This window comes from Brevibacterium iodinum ATCC 49514 (assembly GCF_900169265.1).
Classification (GTDB): domain Bacteria; phylum Actinomycetota; class Actinomycetes; order Actinomycetales; family Brevibacteriaceae; genus Brevibacterium; species Brevibacterium iodinum.
Genome location: NZ_FXYX01000006.1, coordinates 87,450 through 102,466, shown reverse-complemented (window position 1 = coordinate 102,466; position 15,017 = coordinate 87,450). Strand labels below are relative to the sequence as shown.

The window sequence follows — 15,017 nt, the reverse complement described above, 5'->3', positions numbered from 1 at the left end:
CGATGCCGAGACGGTCAGGATGCCGGGTGGGTCAGGTGGCGTCGCCGCGGAGTTGGTGGCGGATCAGCTCGGCCTGCTCGGCACTCATGGGCGGGAACCGGGAGGCTGTGGTCTTCGCGGCCTGCCGGATCGTCTCCCGGTCGGTGTCGGTCAGGGCCTCGTCGTCGATCGCCAGGCGCGGCCTCGTCGTCGTGGTGGGCGTATGGGTCTGGGGTGTCGGGATACTGTTCATACCCGACAGGTACGCCTATACACCCGAGGTTCAAAAACAGCAATCACTGCATCTAGCCATCCGCGCAGGAGCGAGCTACTATATGTGGATGGTCAGTGCTGTCGTGCCCTTGGAGGCCCCGAAAACGGGGTCGGGCACGGGGGTGCCGATTCGGCGCCCCCGGAGCAGTCACCAGCGGAACGTCACGGTGGTGAAAATTGTGCACCACCGTCAGCCCGCTGTCGTCATCTCCGGCAGCACGGTTGTGGCAATTTGCCACCACCGTCGACCTGCCCTCGTTCTTGACGGTGGTGCCACGGTGGCACCACGGTCGGCTCGAGCCCACGGGGGTGAAAATTTTCCACCCCCGTGCCCAAGCCAACGGTCCCGCAAATTTTGCAGGACCGTGCCCGCGCCGGGGGCCGGTGAACGGCTCCGGAAATTTTCCGGCCCCGTTGCCCCTGCACGGTTCGCACCTGCGGATGGCATGGTGGTGCCGATTCGGCACCACCATGGCCTGCCCGCGCGAGGCGTACGGTGCCGCCACAGTGGCGGCACCGTGGGCGTCCCCCTGGCACGGTGGGAGGAAATTTCCTCCCACCGTGCCAGGGGTTTCGCCCTGAGAGGTTGGCCTGCGTCGTGATCAACGGGTCCGCCCATTTTGCGGACCCGTTCTCCTCGCCCGGACGTGACTGGGCCGCCCGCACGCTGCTCTCGTTCCGCTCGCCTGTGGCGGTACGTTGAGTGTTCATAGTCCGAGTCCTCGGTCATGTGGCCCCCGCCCCTGGTCTGGTGGACCGAACGGCGGGTCGGGGTCGAGGCGGTGTGCTCGCCGCTGCAACGCCGCTCGCAGCTCGTGATCCAGGGCACCTATCTCGCGCCGTGGGCGGTCTCGGCTTCCTTCCACGCCGCCGGGTCGGTGTAGCCGGGGATGTTGACGAGCACCTCGGTGCCGGGATACGTGTAATGATCCGGCATCACCGTCCACCCCCGCCCGAGACATTGGCCCGCGGCGTGTTACCGGGTGATGCCGTGCTTCGCGTCGATCTGCGCCAGCCGGACGGCGATGGCGTCATCGGCGGACATCTCTCCAGTGAGCACCTTGCGGCCCAGGGCACGGTCGGCGTCAGTCTCCTCTTCGCTAGCCATCCGCTGGCTCGCAGTGACCTGCGCTTCGAGCCGGTCGATCTCGGCCTGTTCCAGGGCCTTCGTCGTCGCCATGACCTGTCCTCCTTCATGCTCGCCCGACACCTTCCATTCTACCGTCCAAGGCCGACACCGACCAGTGACTCCACCCGTGAGACGGGCACTTGCTCCATCGGGCACAGTCGCAGCACTGGATAGGTGCGCAGCCGATCCCAACACCAGCATCCCGCAGCGGGCAATCCGCGCAGGGTGTATCTGTGACGGCATTCTGGTAGATTCGGGTTGCACCGAGGGGTGTCCCGTCAAGGGGCTGAGATACCACTGGACGTTGTCAGCGTGGTGACCCTAGAACCTGATCCGGATCATGCCGGCGAAGGGACTGGTCTAGCAGGGCTTCTTTCCTTCGCTGGCCTCCCCATTAGGAGGTTACAGTGTCCCATTCTGTTGTCGGCCCCGCGACGTCCTCAGTCGAGGTGCGCCCGAGGGTCGCGGTCATTTCCGTCCTCATCAAAGATGACCATGTCCTCTTGGTGCGTCGCGCGAACCCTCCTGATGCAGGATTCTGGGGATTCCCGGGCGGGAAGATCGAATTCGGAGAAACGATCACCAAAGCCGCCGAACGCGAACTCGGTGAAGAAACCAGCATCATCGGTCAGGCGACCGGTGTTTTGACTTCCGTTGACGCGTTCAGCCGAGACGAGACTGGACGGTTGGACAGTCACTACGTGCTTATCGCCGTGCTCTGCCAGTGGCGCTCGGGGCAACCCCACGCTGGCGACGACGCCCTCGAAGCACGCTGGTTCCCCCTCGACGAGGTCGACGAGGCCCGCCTGACTCTGAGCAAGGATGTCGCCGAGGTCGCCCGCTACGCCGCCACACAGCAGCAGAAGGAAGTGCACGCATGACGATCAAGAACGTCCTATCCATCGCAGGCACCGACCCCACTGGCGGGGCGGGCATCCACGCCGATCTCAAAGCCTTCTCAGCGAGGGGCAGCTACGGTATGGCCGCGATCACCGCGGTCGTGGCACAGAACACGCGCGGTGTGCGCTCGTTCATGCCCCTTGATCCCTCTTTCGTCGGTGAGCAGATCGATGCAGTGTTCGACGATGTGCGCGTCGACGCGGTAAAGATCGGTATGGTCGCCAACGCCGCGATCGCCGAGGTCATCGCCGAGCGCCTGCAATACCACGAAGCCGAGACCGTGGTCCTTGATCCGGTGATGGTCGCCAAGAGCGGCGACAGGCTGTTGGACGACGATGCGGTCGCAGCCATCCGAGACACGCTCGTGCCACTGGCCACGATCATCACCCCGAACCTTCCCGAAGCCGCCGTGCTCCTCGACACCACAGATGTCACCCGCTTGGGGCAGATGGAGGACCAGGCCACCGGGCTGCGTGGCCTTGGCTGTCAGTGGGCGCTACTCAAAGGCGGGCATCTCACGAACGAGACGGTCAGTGTCGACTACCTCGCCGGCCCCGACGGGATCTCCACCTACACCTCTCCCAGGATCGAAACCCTCAACGACCACGGCACCGGCTGCACCTTGTCCTCGGCGATCACCGCACTGCTGCCTGACCACACCGTGCCCGAAAGCGTTGAACGGGCGAAGACCTACCTGCACGGCGCTCTCGTTGCCAGCGACCGCCTCGACGTCGGCCAAGGTCACGGTCCCCTGCATCACTTCCACCAGCTCTGGCCGCGCGGGTAGGGATGCAGAACAGCCCCTCCTCGTTCCGATCGGTAGAGCTAACCACTTCGACTCATGAAAGGAGCCGTGACGATGACGCGAAAGATGTTTCTCGCCGGCCCGTTCAAAGCTCTCGTCGACGCCGACACCCATGTGATGGGCGACGCCGCGATCGACAAGTACACCTCGATCATCGACTTCTTCGAAACCCAGGGGTGGGATGTGCACTGCGCCCACCGCAGAGAGCACTGGGGCCGTGAGTTCATGGAACCCAGCGAATGCACACGCATCGACTACACGGAGATCGCCGCCTGCGACGTCTTCGTCGCGTTCCCCGGCGCACCGGCATCCCCGGGCACGCACATCGAGATCGGGTGGGCCTCCGCCTGGAACAAACCCATCGTCTTACTCCTCGACGAGGGAGCCGAGTACGCGTTCCTCGTCCGAGGCCTCTCAGCGGTCGCCGACGTCCAGATGATCACCATCGATCCCGAGCAGCCCACCGGACCACGCATCCTCACCGCGATCGAGCACGCGCAGGCAGGAGCCGTCAGTGAAGCCTGAGTATCCCGACCTCCACACGCTCTACCTGGATTCCCTGCGACAGGTCTACACCGGGTTCGAATACCAGAACAGTCCCCGCGGGCAGGACGAACGCGAAATCATCGGCTACACCGCACGCCTGACCAACCCGGCCCGGCGGTACTGCTTGGCCAGGTCTCGTCGGCAGAACATCATCTTCAACTACGCCGAAGCACTGTGGTACCTCTCAGGGAAGAACGACCTCGACTTCATCCGCACCTACGCACCCTCGATGAGCCGGTACAGTCCCGACGGCCTCAGCCTGCCGGGCACCGGGTATGGTCCCAAACTGCTCAGACACGTCGGCGACGAGACTGCGATCGAACGAATCGTGAACATCCTCCGCGAGGATGACCCTGCGAGCAAGCGTGCCGTTCTGCAGATCTTCGACGACTCCGAAGACATCTACCGCCGCAACATCGACGTCTCCTGCACGCTGGCTCTCCAGCTGTTGCGCCGTGAGGACCGTCTGCACATGGTCGCGTTCATGCGCGCCAACGACGCGTACATGGGACTGCTCAACGACACGTTCTCCTTCACGTTCATCCAAGAATTTCTCGCCTCGATGCTGGGCCTGACCCCGGGTGTGTACATCCACAACGTCGGCTCGGCGTCGATGAATCCGGCGATCTGCGGATCGAGTTCGACGATCGAGGTGCTCAGCTCGACGGGTTCGCGGCTGGGGAAGGTCCCAGCGGAAGCGCCTGCCGGGGCACTGGCCGTGCCGGCTTCGGCGGGATTGGCGAGTTGCTCTGTCATGGATCTCCTTCGACCTGTCGCGATCGGCCCTTCCCAGCTGATCGGCAACTAATATATCAGATGCGTTCCTGTAGTGTAGGCAGAGAATTCCAGCCGATGCAATACATTTGCCGCAGAGATTACGAGGGGTCTTCTCATGAGCACATCCGCCGACGCGACGTCACCGACGACGTCCTTGGCGAATCATGCCTATGAGATCCTCCGCCACCGTCTCATCATGCTCGACATCGCTCCGGGCGATCCGATCAATGAGGCGGCCCTCAGTGCCGAGCTCGAGGTCGGCCGCACGCCGATCCGCGAGGCCCTCAAGCGACTCGAGCGCGATCACCTCGTGGTGTCCTATCCGCGGCGCGGCACCTTCGCCACCAACGTCGACCTCACCGATCTGTCGGCGATCTCCGAGATGCGGGAGGCCCTCGAGCCCATCGCCGCCAGGCGCGCGGCTCGCAACCTCACGCCGGAGCGTCGCGCGGATTTCACAGCCGCGATCGCCGGTCTCAAGGCACTCGAGGCGACCGACGAGCAGCGGACCCTCATGGAACGCGATCTCGACGTCCACCGCCTCATCTACAGCTCGGTGGACAATCCGCACCTATCGGAGACCCTCATCCGCCTCGATGATCTGGCCACCCGCATCTGGTGCCTCGTCATCCCGGGGATCCCGGATCTCGTCACTCACATCCGCGAGCACATCGATCTGCTCGAGGCGATCCTCGACGGGGACGAACAGACCGTGGCCGCCCGCGCCGCCGAGCACGTCCGCGAGTTCGACAAGACCGTCCGCGCCACCTTGCGCTGAGCCCAGCCAGAACTGGACCCGCGCTTCACGGTCCCGTCATCGCACACAGATTCAGAGTCGCTGCCGCCCTGAACCACCGAGGCGCAGCGAGACCCGCGCCGCCGCCTGAACGCAGTGTTCGCCGAGCTCGGCGATGCGGGTCGCATCGGTGCGGAACTTCGGTGCGGCGATGAGGACGGCCGCGACCACTTCACCGCGATGGTCGTGCACGGGTGCGGCGATGCCGACCTCGTGCGGAGAGGTTTCGGCATCGTTGAGTGCATAAGCGGGACCGCCGGCGCGATCCGGACCGTCGCCGGCGTCGCGGAACACCTTCACCGAGGCACTTCCCTCCGTCCGATATCGCGACCCCAGACTGGACGTGTGCTTGACCGGCTCGGGACTCGGAACCTGTTCGACGGTGACCGCCTCGGCGCCGTCCCACACCATCAGCGCACTCGTCTCGGAAGTGGCCCGCGTGAGTGCCTGCAGGATGGGATACGCTGCCCTGCGAACATCAAGATCGGCCAACAGAGGGCCCGCGATCGCGATGATTCCCAGACCCAGCCGATACCGCCTGGACGGCGCCTGTTCGACGATCCCCTCCTGCTCGAGCGAGGCGAGAATCCGCGACACCGAACTCTTGTGCAGCCCCACGCGCGGTGCGATCTCGGTGACACCGAGCTCCTGCCGGTCCGGCGCGAAACAGCGCAGGATGGCGACGGTGTTTTCGATGACCGAGGCACCGCGGCGTGGGTTGTCAGGCGATTGTCGGGACATGGTGTGAGTATATTCGCCAGCCGGTGCCTCAGGCCGGAATGATGTTGTGTTCGGCCCCGAACGGGAACTTCGTGATGTCCTCGGAACCGCTTTCCCCGACCACGACGATGTCATGTTCGCGGTAACCGCCGGCACCCGGCTGCCCCTCGGGAATGGTGATCATCGGCTCCATGGAGATGACCATTCCCGGCTCGATGACGGTGTCGATGTCTTCTCTCAGTTCAAGCCCGGCCTCACGCCCATAGTAGTGGCTGAGCACTCCGAATGAGTGTCCGTACCCGAAGGTGCGGTTTTCGAAGAGTCCGTGCTCGAAGTAGATCTCATTGAGTTCGGCGGCGATGTCCTTGCACACAGCGCCGGGCTTGATGAGTTCGATACCGCGTTTGTGCACTTCGACGTTGACGTTCCACAGCTCGAGCGACCGAGCGTCGGGCTCTCCGTAGAAGAGCGTGCGCTCCAGCGCGGTGTAATAGCCGGTCGGCATGGCGAAGCAGTTGAGGCTGAGGATGTCACCTTTTCGGATCTTGCGGGTCGTCGCCCAATTGTGCGCGCCATCGGTGTTGATACCCGATTGGAACCACACCCAGGTATCACGGATCTCCTGGTCGGGGAACGTCCTAGCGATCTCATGAGTCATCGCCTCAGTGCCGATGAGCGCGAGTTCGTACTCGCTGATGCCTTCGGTGATGGCGGCCTTGATCGCCTCACCGCCGAGGTCGCCGATTCGAGCGCTGTGCTTGATCACCTCGATCTCCTCGGGTGACTTGATCATCCGCTGGCGCATCGACTCCTTCGAGATGTCGACGAGTTCCGCTGCAGGGAAGGCATCTTGGAGCCTGTTGCGATTCTCGAGGGGCAGGTTGTCGTCTTCGACGCCGAGACGGCGCGGGTTTCCGATTCCGCGCTGACGCAGGCCCTCCTGGATCGCATAGTAGTAGTTGTCACGACGCCAATCCGTGTACACGATGTTCTCCCCGTAGCTGGTTCGCCACGGCATGCCTGCATCGATATTCGCGGTGATCGTCACCGTGTCGTCGGCCGTGACGACCATGGCATATGAGCGACCGAAGTAGGTGAAGAGGAAGTCCGAGTAGTACTTGATGTTGTGATAAGCGGTGAGGACCACTGCGTCGAGCTCCTTCTCGGCCATAATGGCGCGCAGTCCGGTCAGTCTCCGCTCCATCTCCCCATCGGAGAAGGTCAGCGGTGTCTTGGACCCGTTGTGGAGGACCTTGAGCCGCTCGAGGTCAGCGACGGAGGCGTTGTCAGCAAAGGTGGTCATGGGTTTCTCCTATTCGTTCGACACCGCCGTCTCGGTGCCGCGGCGGCGTGGTGGGGGTTCTGGACGACTTCAGACGTCGCGCAGAGGCTTATGGAAGGTCTCCTTGGCGCAGATGACTGCACCGAGACAGATTGCGGCCGCAGCCATGAGGTACCAACCGGGGGCAAGATGCGAATTGGTCAGGCCGATGAGCAGAGTGGCCATAAAAGGTGCGGTGCCGCCGAACAGGGCGTTCGACACGTTGGAGCTCACGGCAAACCCGGTGTACCGGATACGTGTCGGGAACATCTCGGCAAGGAAGCTCGGCAGAGTGCCGTCGTTGAGGGTGAGCATGGCTCCGAGTCCGATCTCGACAAGGACGACGAGCGTGAAGCTGCCGGCGTCCAGCAGCATGAAGGCCGGCACCGTGAGGACGATGAAAGTGACTGACGCGATGATGAGCATCCTTTTGCGACCGAACCGATCCGAGGCCAGACCGGTGAGCAGGATGAAACCGATATAGGTGACGAGAGCGATGGTGGTGGCGATGAATGATTCGGTAGCCCCATAGCCGAGCTCGGTCGTGAGATAGGTGGGCATATAGGTCAGGACGACATAGAACCCGACGGCGTTGAGCAGCACCGCGCACATCGAGATGACCAGGGGCCGCCAGTGGTCCCGGAACATGGCGAAGACCGGGGCTTTGATCACTTCATCCTGCTGAGCGAGTTCACGGAATGCCGGCGTGTCCTCGAGTCGGGTTCGGATATAGCGGCCGATCAGTCCCATGGGCGCGGCAAGGAAGAATGGGAGCCTCCAACCCCAGCTCTCCAGCTGTCCATCGCTCAGCGTCGACGAGAGGACTGCGGCGAGCACCGATCCCAATAGCAATCCGGTGGCGGTGCTGGCTGGAACGACGGCTGCGTAGAGACCGCGTCGCCGCGGTGGTGCGTATTCGACGAGGAACGCCGAGGCCCCCGCATATTCGCCTGCGGCGGAGAAGCCCTGCACGAGGCGGACGACGAGCAGCAGCACAGGCGCCAGGAATCCGGCCACCGCGAAGCTCGGCAGCAGACCGATGGCAAACGTCGAGACAGACATGATGAGAATCGAGACGGACAGTGCGGAACGTCGTCCGATCTTGTCTCCGATATGACCCCAGATGAAGCCGCCGATGGGGCGGACGACGAAGGAGACGGCGAAGACCGCAAAAGTGGACAGAAGCGCGAGATTGCCTTCGGACTCAGGGAAGAAGACGATCGCAATGGTCGTCGCAAAATACCCGTAGACGCCGTAGTCGAACCATTCGACGAAGTTGCCGACGAAACTGGCGGAGACGACGCGCCGCAGCGTCCGCTTCTGCTCGATATTCGGCTGCGCGGTCGCCGACGCATCTGATTTCACAGCGTCGTTGTCCTCTGGAGCGAGGTCGGACTTCATTGTCTTCTCCATCGTTGTGAACAGTGACAACGCGGTGTTGCATTCTTTACAACTGCGTTGCATTTAAGGTTATTGTGTCCCGGTCACCCGGTCAAGAGATTTCTGCTCAGAACTGCGCGCAATCAGAAAGCGGCAGGCGAAAGGACCCGCCGGACTGCATGTCCGACAGGGCCTTGGAACTGAACTCGCCCCGACACAGCGAAGCCCCGCACGACCTTTCGATCGTGCGGGGCTTCGCTGATGCGGGCGGTGTCGCCTACCTGCTCGACACGCGTCCGAAGAGATTCGCGATCGGGGCGAGCAGCAGCGGCCTGGCGGCGAACCAACCGGCCACGACCACGACCATCGCGATGAGGAACCAGATGAGACCGGCCCATCCGACCACGTCCGTGCCGGCGAACATGTACCCGAGGTTCTGTCGCAGACCGGTCGTGAACACGAGGAACACGTGGACGAGGATGAAGAAGACGAAGAACAGCATCGTCGGGAAGTGGATCGCCCGAGCCAGCGGCGCCGGGTAGATCTTGTTCAGCGTCGTGGCGTTCTTCGGCCACCATTCGCTCATCCGCACGCCGGTGATCGCGGCCAACGGTGCGGCGATGAACACGATGATGAAGTACATCAGCTGTTGGAGAGCGTTGTAGTTGACCCACGCATCTTCCATCGGCCATTCCATCGTTCCGTACTGGAGCGCCGCCGACAGCGCGTTCGGGAACACTTCCCAACTGGTCGGCACGATGCGTGCCCAGTGCCCGGAGACGAAGAGCAGCACGACGAAGACCACACCATTGGCCAGCCAAAGCAGATCGAGGCTCGTGTGCAGCCAGAGGTTGATGCTGATCTTCTTCCCACCCTTCTTCGGGGTGTAGAACGCCGGCGGCTTCTGCTGGTGACGCACCTGCAGACCCGACCGGATGATGAGCACCATGAAGAAGATGTTGAGGAAGTGCGTCCACCGCACCCAGCCCGGGAAGCCGGGATCGACGAAGTCCGGGATGTGGTATTCGCCCGGGTAGCGTTCGAGGAACTCCGGCACGCCCGGCAGGGTCGTGACTCCGCGCGCGGCGAGGATGAGGATCCCGGCTGCGACGATGAGTCCGCCGAGTCCCAGCCCGACGAGTTTGGACCACTGCCCCAGCGACTTCGAACCGATCATGATCGGTTCCTTCTTCGCTGCAGGCTTCGCCGAGGCAGTACTGCCCGAACCCGAAGACGTGGCCTTTGCGGCCGGTGCCGTCTTCGCGGCCGGCTTGTCCGCGGTGCGTGCGGCAGCCTTCTCGTCCGCCTTCGCGGCGGGCTTGGCCATCGGTTTGCGCTGAGCGGGCTTGTCCGCCGTCTTCGCCGCCGTCTTCGCCATCGGCTTGCGCTGAGCGGGTTTCTTCTCGGCTTCGTCAGATTTCTTCTCCGACGCCGAGGCGGCTCCCGCTGCGGCGGCACCTGCACCGGCGGCGGCTCCCGCACCAGCGACTGCCGCACCGGCACCGACGCCGCCGATTCCGGTGCGTCGACCCTGGGGCTTCTTCTCACCGGATTCGTCAGCTGCAGCCGGCTTCGCCTCGGCCGGCTTGCCCGCCTCGGCAGATGCGGCATCGGTCGACTTAGCGTCTGCGGCTTTCTCTTCAGCCGGAGCCGAAGCGGCGGCCGAGCCTGCGGCAGGTTTGGCAGCGTGCGCCGGAGCAAAGCCTTCCGGTGGCCAGGGGTCTCCCCCGGCGGTGCGGGGAAGTCCGCGGCGCAGCGGTACATCGGAGAGTTCTCCGGAGCCCGCACCGCTCGCGGCTGCTGCAGCCACACCGGCACCGGCAACACCTGCACCAACAGCGGCGGCTGCCGCGGGAGCAGCCGACGAGGACTCGGAGGCAGAATCGGCTGATGCGTCAGTTGGAGCAGTACCGGAAGAGTCGGCCTGAGCGGCGGATTCCTCCGCAGTGCCCGAGGCAGGAGCGGATACAGCCGTTGCCGGAGCAGCAATGCCTGCGGCCTTGACGCCGGCGGGCGCGAAGCCTTCCGGCGGCCAAGGATCTCCACCGGCAACACGCGGCAGACCGCGACGCAGGGGAACCTCGGCGGCAGGTTCTGCCCCAGCCGACTCAGCATCAGAGGCAGAGGTGGCGACGGCAGCGCCTGCAGCCACGCCGGCTCCAGCCGTTGCCGCGGCGGCAGCAGGAGCGGCCGAGGACTCTTCGTCCGACTCGACGGACGCCGATTCCTCGGTCGAATCTTCGACAGAGGAATCCTCTTCGGCAGCTGGTACTTCGGCCGACACTGCGGGCGCAGCAGAAGCACCGGTGGCCTTCACTCCGGCAGGAGCAAGGCCTTCCGGCGGCCAAGGCTCTCCACCCTCGACGCGCGGAAGACCTCGACGCAGAGGCACCTCGGCAGAAGTAACTGCCTCAGCAGGCTCCTCGACCGAATCCTCAGCGGGCTCATCGGCTTCAGCGGAAGCATCTGCCCCCGTCGATTCCTCGGCTTCGGTCACATCGGAGTCGGCCGCCTCGGCGGGGGAACCTTCATCCAGTTCCTCCGTCTCGGCAGTCTCCGGCAGCCATGAAGCGCCCTCTTCCAAGGGTTGGCCGATGGTGCCCTCCGGGGGCCAGGGGTCTCCGCCTTCGACCCGGGGCAGACCCGAGCGCAGCGAACTGGAATAGGTTGCCATATCAGGACTTGTTCTCGTTCAGTGATTCGATGGCCTGGGGAACGACCTTGAACAGGTCGCCGACGACGCCGAAATCGGCGATGTCGAAGATCGGGGCTTCGGCGTCCTTGTTGACTGCGACGATGGTCTTCGACGTCTGCATGCCGGCCTTGTGCTGGATCGCGCCGGAGATGCCGAGAGCCACGTAGAGCTGCGGGGACACCGACACACCGGTCTGGCCGACCTGATGCGACTGGGCGATGTAGCCGGCGTCGACGGCCGCACGGGAGGCGCCGAGGGCTGCGCCGAGGGTGTCGGCGAATTCGCCGACGAGCTCGAAGGACTCCTCCGAACCGACGCCGCGACCACCGGACACGACCTTCTGCGCACCGCGCAGCTCTGGACGCGAGGAGGTTTCGACGACGGCTTCGAACGAGTCGATCGCAGCCGAGCGCTTACCGGAATCGGCGACCTCAAGGGCCTGCGTGTTCGCGGACTGAGCTTCTGCACGCGCCTCGATCGAGCCCAGGCGCACGGTGACGATGGGGGCACCGAAGGTCGGAGCCGAGGATGCGGTGTAGCCGCCGCCGTAGACGGAGTGGTTGGCCACGATGCCTTCGGAGTCGCGTTCGAGTCCGACGGCGTCGACGCACACGGCCGATCCGCTGCGCACGGCGTAGCGACCGGCGATGTCGCGACCGTCGAGGGTGTTCGGCACAAGCACGGCGTCGGGAGCAGTGAGCTCCGCGGCTGCGGCCACGGCGTCGACGGCTGCGGTGCCGAGGTTGCCCTCGGCGGCTGCGGCGGTCAGTGTTGCCACGGCGCCGAGTTCGGCGGCCTTCTCGGCAGCAGCTTCGGCGCTTCCGGCGGCGAGCACGAGGGCGACGGGCGAGCCGATCTCAGCGGCTCCGCCGAGCAGTTCGGCGGCCGGCTTCTCCAGCTGACCTTCGGCATCGGCGGTGAGGACGACGAGAATGGAATCCTGCGGGAATTCTGACATGACGATTCTCCTTAGGCCAGACGGTTCTTGGTGAGGTATTCGGCGAGTTCGACGCCGCCATTGCCTTCGTCGACGACCTTCTCGCCGGCTTCGCGCGGCGGCTTCTCGGCGACGGTGACCATGATCGAGCGAGCCACGGACTGGTCCTCGGCATCGATGTCGAGATCGGAGAGGCTGATAACCTCGAAGGGCTTCTTCTTCGCCGCCATGATGCCCTTGAAGTTCGGGAATCGAGCCTCGGGAAGCGCCTCGGTGATGGAGATGACGGCAGGCAGTTCGGCCGAGACCTGCTGCTTTCCGCCTTCGACCGCGCGGGTGCCTGCAACCTTGCCGTCGCTCAGTTCGACGGTGGTCAGGCCAGTCACGTGCGGGTAGTCGAGGTGTTCGGCGAGCATCGCCGGCATCATGCCGCCGTTGCCGTCGGTGGAGACGTTGCCGGTCACGACGAGGTCGAACTCACCGCGGCGCAGAGCGGCGGCGAGCACCTCGGCGGTCAGGCCCAGATCCGCACCGGCCAAACCCTCATCGGCCACGTGCACGGCATTGTCGGCACCCATGGCCAGGCCCTTGCGGATCGTGGCGGTCGCGGTATCGGGCGCCATCGAGATGACGGTCACCTCGGTGTCGCCGTCGGAGTCCTTCTGCGCCAGGGCGACCTCGAGGGCACGCTCACCGATCTCATCGAGGACGGCTTCCGAGGCGCCGCGATCGGCGAGCCCGGTTTCCAAGTTCAACTTGCGGTCGCCGTACGTATCCGGGACCTCTTTGACCAACACCGCGATCTTCAAGGATGACTCCTTAGGTTCGTGAAGCAGTTCCAGCTGCGTGAGACTTTCGTCTCATAATCTACAGGTGGCTGATTTCCGTCCGTTGACCGGGTCCGGGTTAGAACCGATCATGTCCATCACCCATGGTACGTGGTAGGCACCACAGATATCTCCGTTACTGTACGAACGATCGACAGAATTTGTCCAGCGCGTCGGACTCCGCAACCATGCGGACTTTCCTCGCCGAGGCGGTCCCCCTGTCGTCGACGACGGGACCTCGACGCAAGGTCATCCCCTCGCCGAGGCGGGGCCCTAGAATGGGAAGGAGACCGACCAGTCCTCCCGGTGCCCACCGCCGCCTCTCCGCGCGAGTGCATCAGGGCAGGTTGAACGCAGAGGTCGCAGGCAAGACGCAGACATCAACGGTGAAGGAGCGCCCGTGGCATTCGATCTCGACGACATCGATCGCAGCATCATCGCCGCCCTCGTCGAGGATTCCCGCCTGAGCGTGCGCCAGCTGGCCGAACGCGTCCACATCTCGCGTTCGGCCGCGCACAAGCGCTTCACCGCCCTCGTCGAGTCCGGGGCGATCCGGAAATTCACCGCCGAGGTCGACCGCGAGGCCCTCGGCATGAGCGTGACCGCGGTCGTCGTGGTCAAGATCGACGAGCGGCCCTGGCCTCAGGTCCGCGAGGATCTGGCCGCACTGCCCTTCGTCGAGAAGGTGCAGGCCGTCAGCGGCGACATCGATGCGCTGGTGACGGTGAATGCCCCGGGCAACACGGCCCTGTCGCAGGTGATCCTGCAGCGGATCCACGAGGTGCCGGGAGTCGTGTCCTCCCGCTCCCTGCTCATCCTCGACGAGGCGGAGGGTCACCGGCCCGGTGCCGGTTGAGCGAGCCCGGTGCCTGCTGACCCCGGGTCCCCGGCCGGCTGAGCCGGACCGGCTTCAGTCCTTCTGGTACTCCTTGATCGCCTGCTCGGCCAGATCGAGGCCGTATTCCGCGTCCGCGTAACCGGCGATCGTGGCCTTGCCGATGGGGTAGACGTGTCCGGCCTTGACGGCGGGGAGGTCCTTGAACACCGCTGAGTCCAGCAGCGCCTCGGTGAGCTTGTCGTAGTCACCGCGCAGGTCCGAGTCGACGAAGATGACATCGGCATCGGACAGGCTCTTGTCGAGCACTTCGAGGGAGATCTGAGCTTCGGGCTCGGCCTTGCCGGACTTGTTGCCCTCCTGGTCGGCATTGCCGTACTTCTCCACCATGGCGTCCTCATCGGCCGACCAGTCGAAGCCGAGCGGGGTCAGAATCGTGCCGAGCATGTTCTCGCTGCCCCACAGATAGGCCGAGTTCTCCTCGAACGAGGACGCGACCCCGATCGTGGTGCCCTCGGTGACATCGGAGTACTGGTCGGCGAGTTCCTTCTGTCGGGCTTCGAACTCATCGTCGAGTTCGTCGAGCTCATCGGCCTTGTTCACCGCATCGGCGACCTCCCCGACGCGCTGCTTCCAATCCCCGCGCTCACCGCCGCGCAGAGTGAATTGGTAGACGGGGGCGATCTCCTCGAGCTGCTCGATCATCTCCGAGTCGTAGACGTTCGGCGACAGGATGAGGTCGGGCTCCGCCTCGGCGAGCTTCTCCAGATCGGGCTCCTGCTGGGCGGCGACGGGGATGTCGCCGAGCTCGTCGACCCATTCCTCGGGCACGGCCGGTTCCTGGTACGCTCCCTGGGCGACGGGCGGCGCATCGAGGTCCATGAGCGTTTCGGTCGCGGCGTAGTGCAGGGTGGCCACGGCCTCCGGGTTCTCGGGCACCTCGACCTCGGCACCGGTGGCATCGGTGACGGTGCGGGTCTCGGAAGAGCTGCTCGATGCCGCTTCCCCGGTCCCTCCTTGGCAACCGGCGAGGAGGGCGAGGCCGGCGGTTCCGGCGATGACGGCTGTGCTCAGACGTGTCAGTGACATGGATCTTC

At 64.6% G+C, this 15,017-nt stretch carries 15 protein-coding genes and 1 riboswitch; of the genes, 6 read left to right on the top strand and 9 right to left on the bottom strand.

Going from position 1 to position 15,017, the window contains the following annotated elements; translation table 11 throughout:
- Positions 1 to 31 precede the first annotated feature (31 nt).
- Together BI49514_RS06690 and BI49514_RS06685 are read right to left on the bottom strand one after the other, a co-directional pair.
- A complete protein-coding gene (locus tag BI49514_RS06690) occupies positions 32 to 232 on the bottom strand; it encodes a hypothetical protein (protein WP_096157499.1) in 201 nt (66 codons plus the stop codon).
- A gap of 996 nt (positions 233 to 1,228) precedes the next feature.
- Positions 1,229 to 1,432, bottom strand: coding sequence for a hypothetical protein (locus tag BI49514_RS06685; protein ID WP_018022526.1), 204 nt, complete (start codon positions 1,430 to 1,432; stop codon positions 1,229 to 1,231).
- A gap of 205 nt (positions 1,433 to 1,637) precedes the next feature.
- Positions 1,638 to 1,754: riboswitch (TPP riboswitch) on the top strand.
- A 34-nt stretch (positions 1,755 to 1,788) separates the two neighbouring features.
- On the opposite strand from BI49514_RS06685, the gene BI49514_RS06680 reads away from it, so the two are divergent.
- The 5 genes from BI49514_RS06680 (at position 1,789) to BI49514_RS06660 (ending at position 5,187) form a co-directional block, all read left to right on the top strand.
- Positions 1,789 to 2,262: an NUDIX hydrolase gene (locus tag BI49514_RS06680; RefSeq protein ID WP_018022527.1), complete on the top strand. Its 474-nt coding sequence runs from the start codon at positions 1,789 to 1,791 to the stop codon at positions 2,260 to 2,262.
- Positions 2,259 to 3,068, top strand: a complete 810-nt coding sequence (gene thiD, locus BI49514_RS06675) for a bifunctional hydroxymethylpyrimidine kinase/phosphomethylpyrimidine kinase (protein ID WP_101545377.1) — start codon at positions 2,259 to 2,261, stop codon at positions 3,066 to 3,068. Before BI49514_RS06680 ends, thiD begins: the two co-directional genes overlap by 4 nt.
- Before the next feature lie 72 nt (positions 3,069 to 3,140).
- A complete protein-coding gene (locus BI49514_RS06670) occupies positions 3,141 to 3,611 on the top strand; it encodes a nucleoside 2-deoxyribosyltransferase (RefSeq protein WP_018022529.1) in 471 nt (156 codons plus the stop codon).
- Entirely contained in the window at positions 3,601 to 4,440 is an 840-nt protein-coding gene (locus BI49514_RS06665; RefSeq protein WP_101545376.1) for a thymidylate synthase, read from the top strand. Before BI49514_RS06670 ends, BI49514_RS06665 begins: the two co-directional genes overlap by 11 nt.
- 84 nt (positions 4,441 to 4,524) lie before the next feature.
- Positions 4,525 to 5,187: a GntR family transcriptional regulator gene (locus BI49514_RS06660; protein WP_101545374.1), complete on the top strand. Its 663-nt coding sequence runs from the start codon at positions 4,525 to 4,527 to the stop codon at positions 5,185 to 5,187.
- A gap of 51 nt (positions 5,188 to 5,238) precedes the next feature.
- Here the strand turns inward: BI49514_RS06660 and BI49514_RS06655 are convergent, their stop codons facing one another.
- From BI49514_RS06655 to BI49514_RS06630, 6 genes are all read right to left on the bottom strand, one after another.
- On the bottom strand, positions 5,239 to 5,946 hold the full coding sequence (locus tag BI49514_RS06655; protein ID WP_101545373.1) for an IclR family transcriptional regulator: 708 nt from the start codon (positions 5,944 to 5,946) through the stop codon (positions 5,239 to 5,241).
- Between the two features lie 28 nt (positions 5,947 to 5,974).
- Positions 5,975 to 7,228: an aminopeptidase P family protein gene (locus BI49514_RS06650; RefSeq protein WP_101545371.1), complete on the bottom strand. Its 1,254-nt coding sequence runs from the start codon at positions 7,226 to 7,228 to the stop codon at positions 5,975 to 5,977.
- Between the two features lie 69 nt (positions 7,229 to 7,297).
- Positions 7,298 to 8,647, bottom strand: coding sequence for an MFS transporter (locus BI49514_RS06645; protein ID WP_101545370.1), 1,350 nt, complete (start codon positions 8,645 to 8,647; stop codon positions 7,298 to 7,300).
- Positions 8,648 to 8,903: 256 nt separating this feature from the next.
- Entirely contained in the window at positions 8,904 to 11,300 is a 2,397-nt protein-coding gene (locus BI49514_RS06640; protein WP_101545368.1) for a cytochrome b/b6 domain-containing protein, read from the bottom strand.
- A gap of 1 nt (position 11,301) precedes the next feature.
- Positions 11,302 to 12,279 carry an electron transfer flavoprotein subunit alpha/FixB family protein gene (locus BI49514_RS06635; protein ID WP_101545367.1) on the bottom strand — a complete coding sequence of 326 codons (978 nt, stop codon included), beginning with the start codon at positions 12,277 to 12,279 and terminating at the stop codon, positions 11,302 to 11,304.
- An 11-nt stretch (positions 12,280 to 12,290) separates the two neighbouring features.
- Positions 12,291 to 13,067: an electron transfer flavoprotein subunit beta/FixA family protein gene (locus tag BI49514_RS06630; protein ID WP_101545365.1), complete on the bottom strand. Its 777-nt coding sequence runs from the start codon at positions 13,065 to 13,067 to the stop codon at positions 12,291 to 12,293.
- A gap of 418 nt (positions 13,068 to 13,485) precedes the next feature.
- Between BI49514_RS06630 and BI49514_RS06625 the strand changes: the two genes are divergently transcribed.
- The gene (locus BI49514_RS06625; protein ID WP_101545364.1) at positions 13,486 to 13,941 is read left to right on the top strand and encodes an Lrp/AsnC family transcriptional regulator; all 456 of its coding nucleotides are present in this window, start codon (positions 13,486 to 13,488) and stop codon (positions 13,939 to 13,941) included.
- Between the two features lie 54 nt (positions 13,942 to 13,995).
- Here the strand turns inward: BI49514_RS06625 and BI49514_RS06620 are convergent, their stop codons facing one another.
- Positions 13,996 to 15,009: an ABC transporter substrate-binding protein gene (locus BI49514_RS06620; RefSeq protein WP_096161459.1), complete on the bottom strand. Its 1,014-nt coding sequence runs from the start codon at positions 15,007 to 15,009 to the stop codon at positions 13,996 to 13,998.
- Between the last annotated feature and the right edge of the window lie 8 nt (positions 15,010 to 15,017).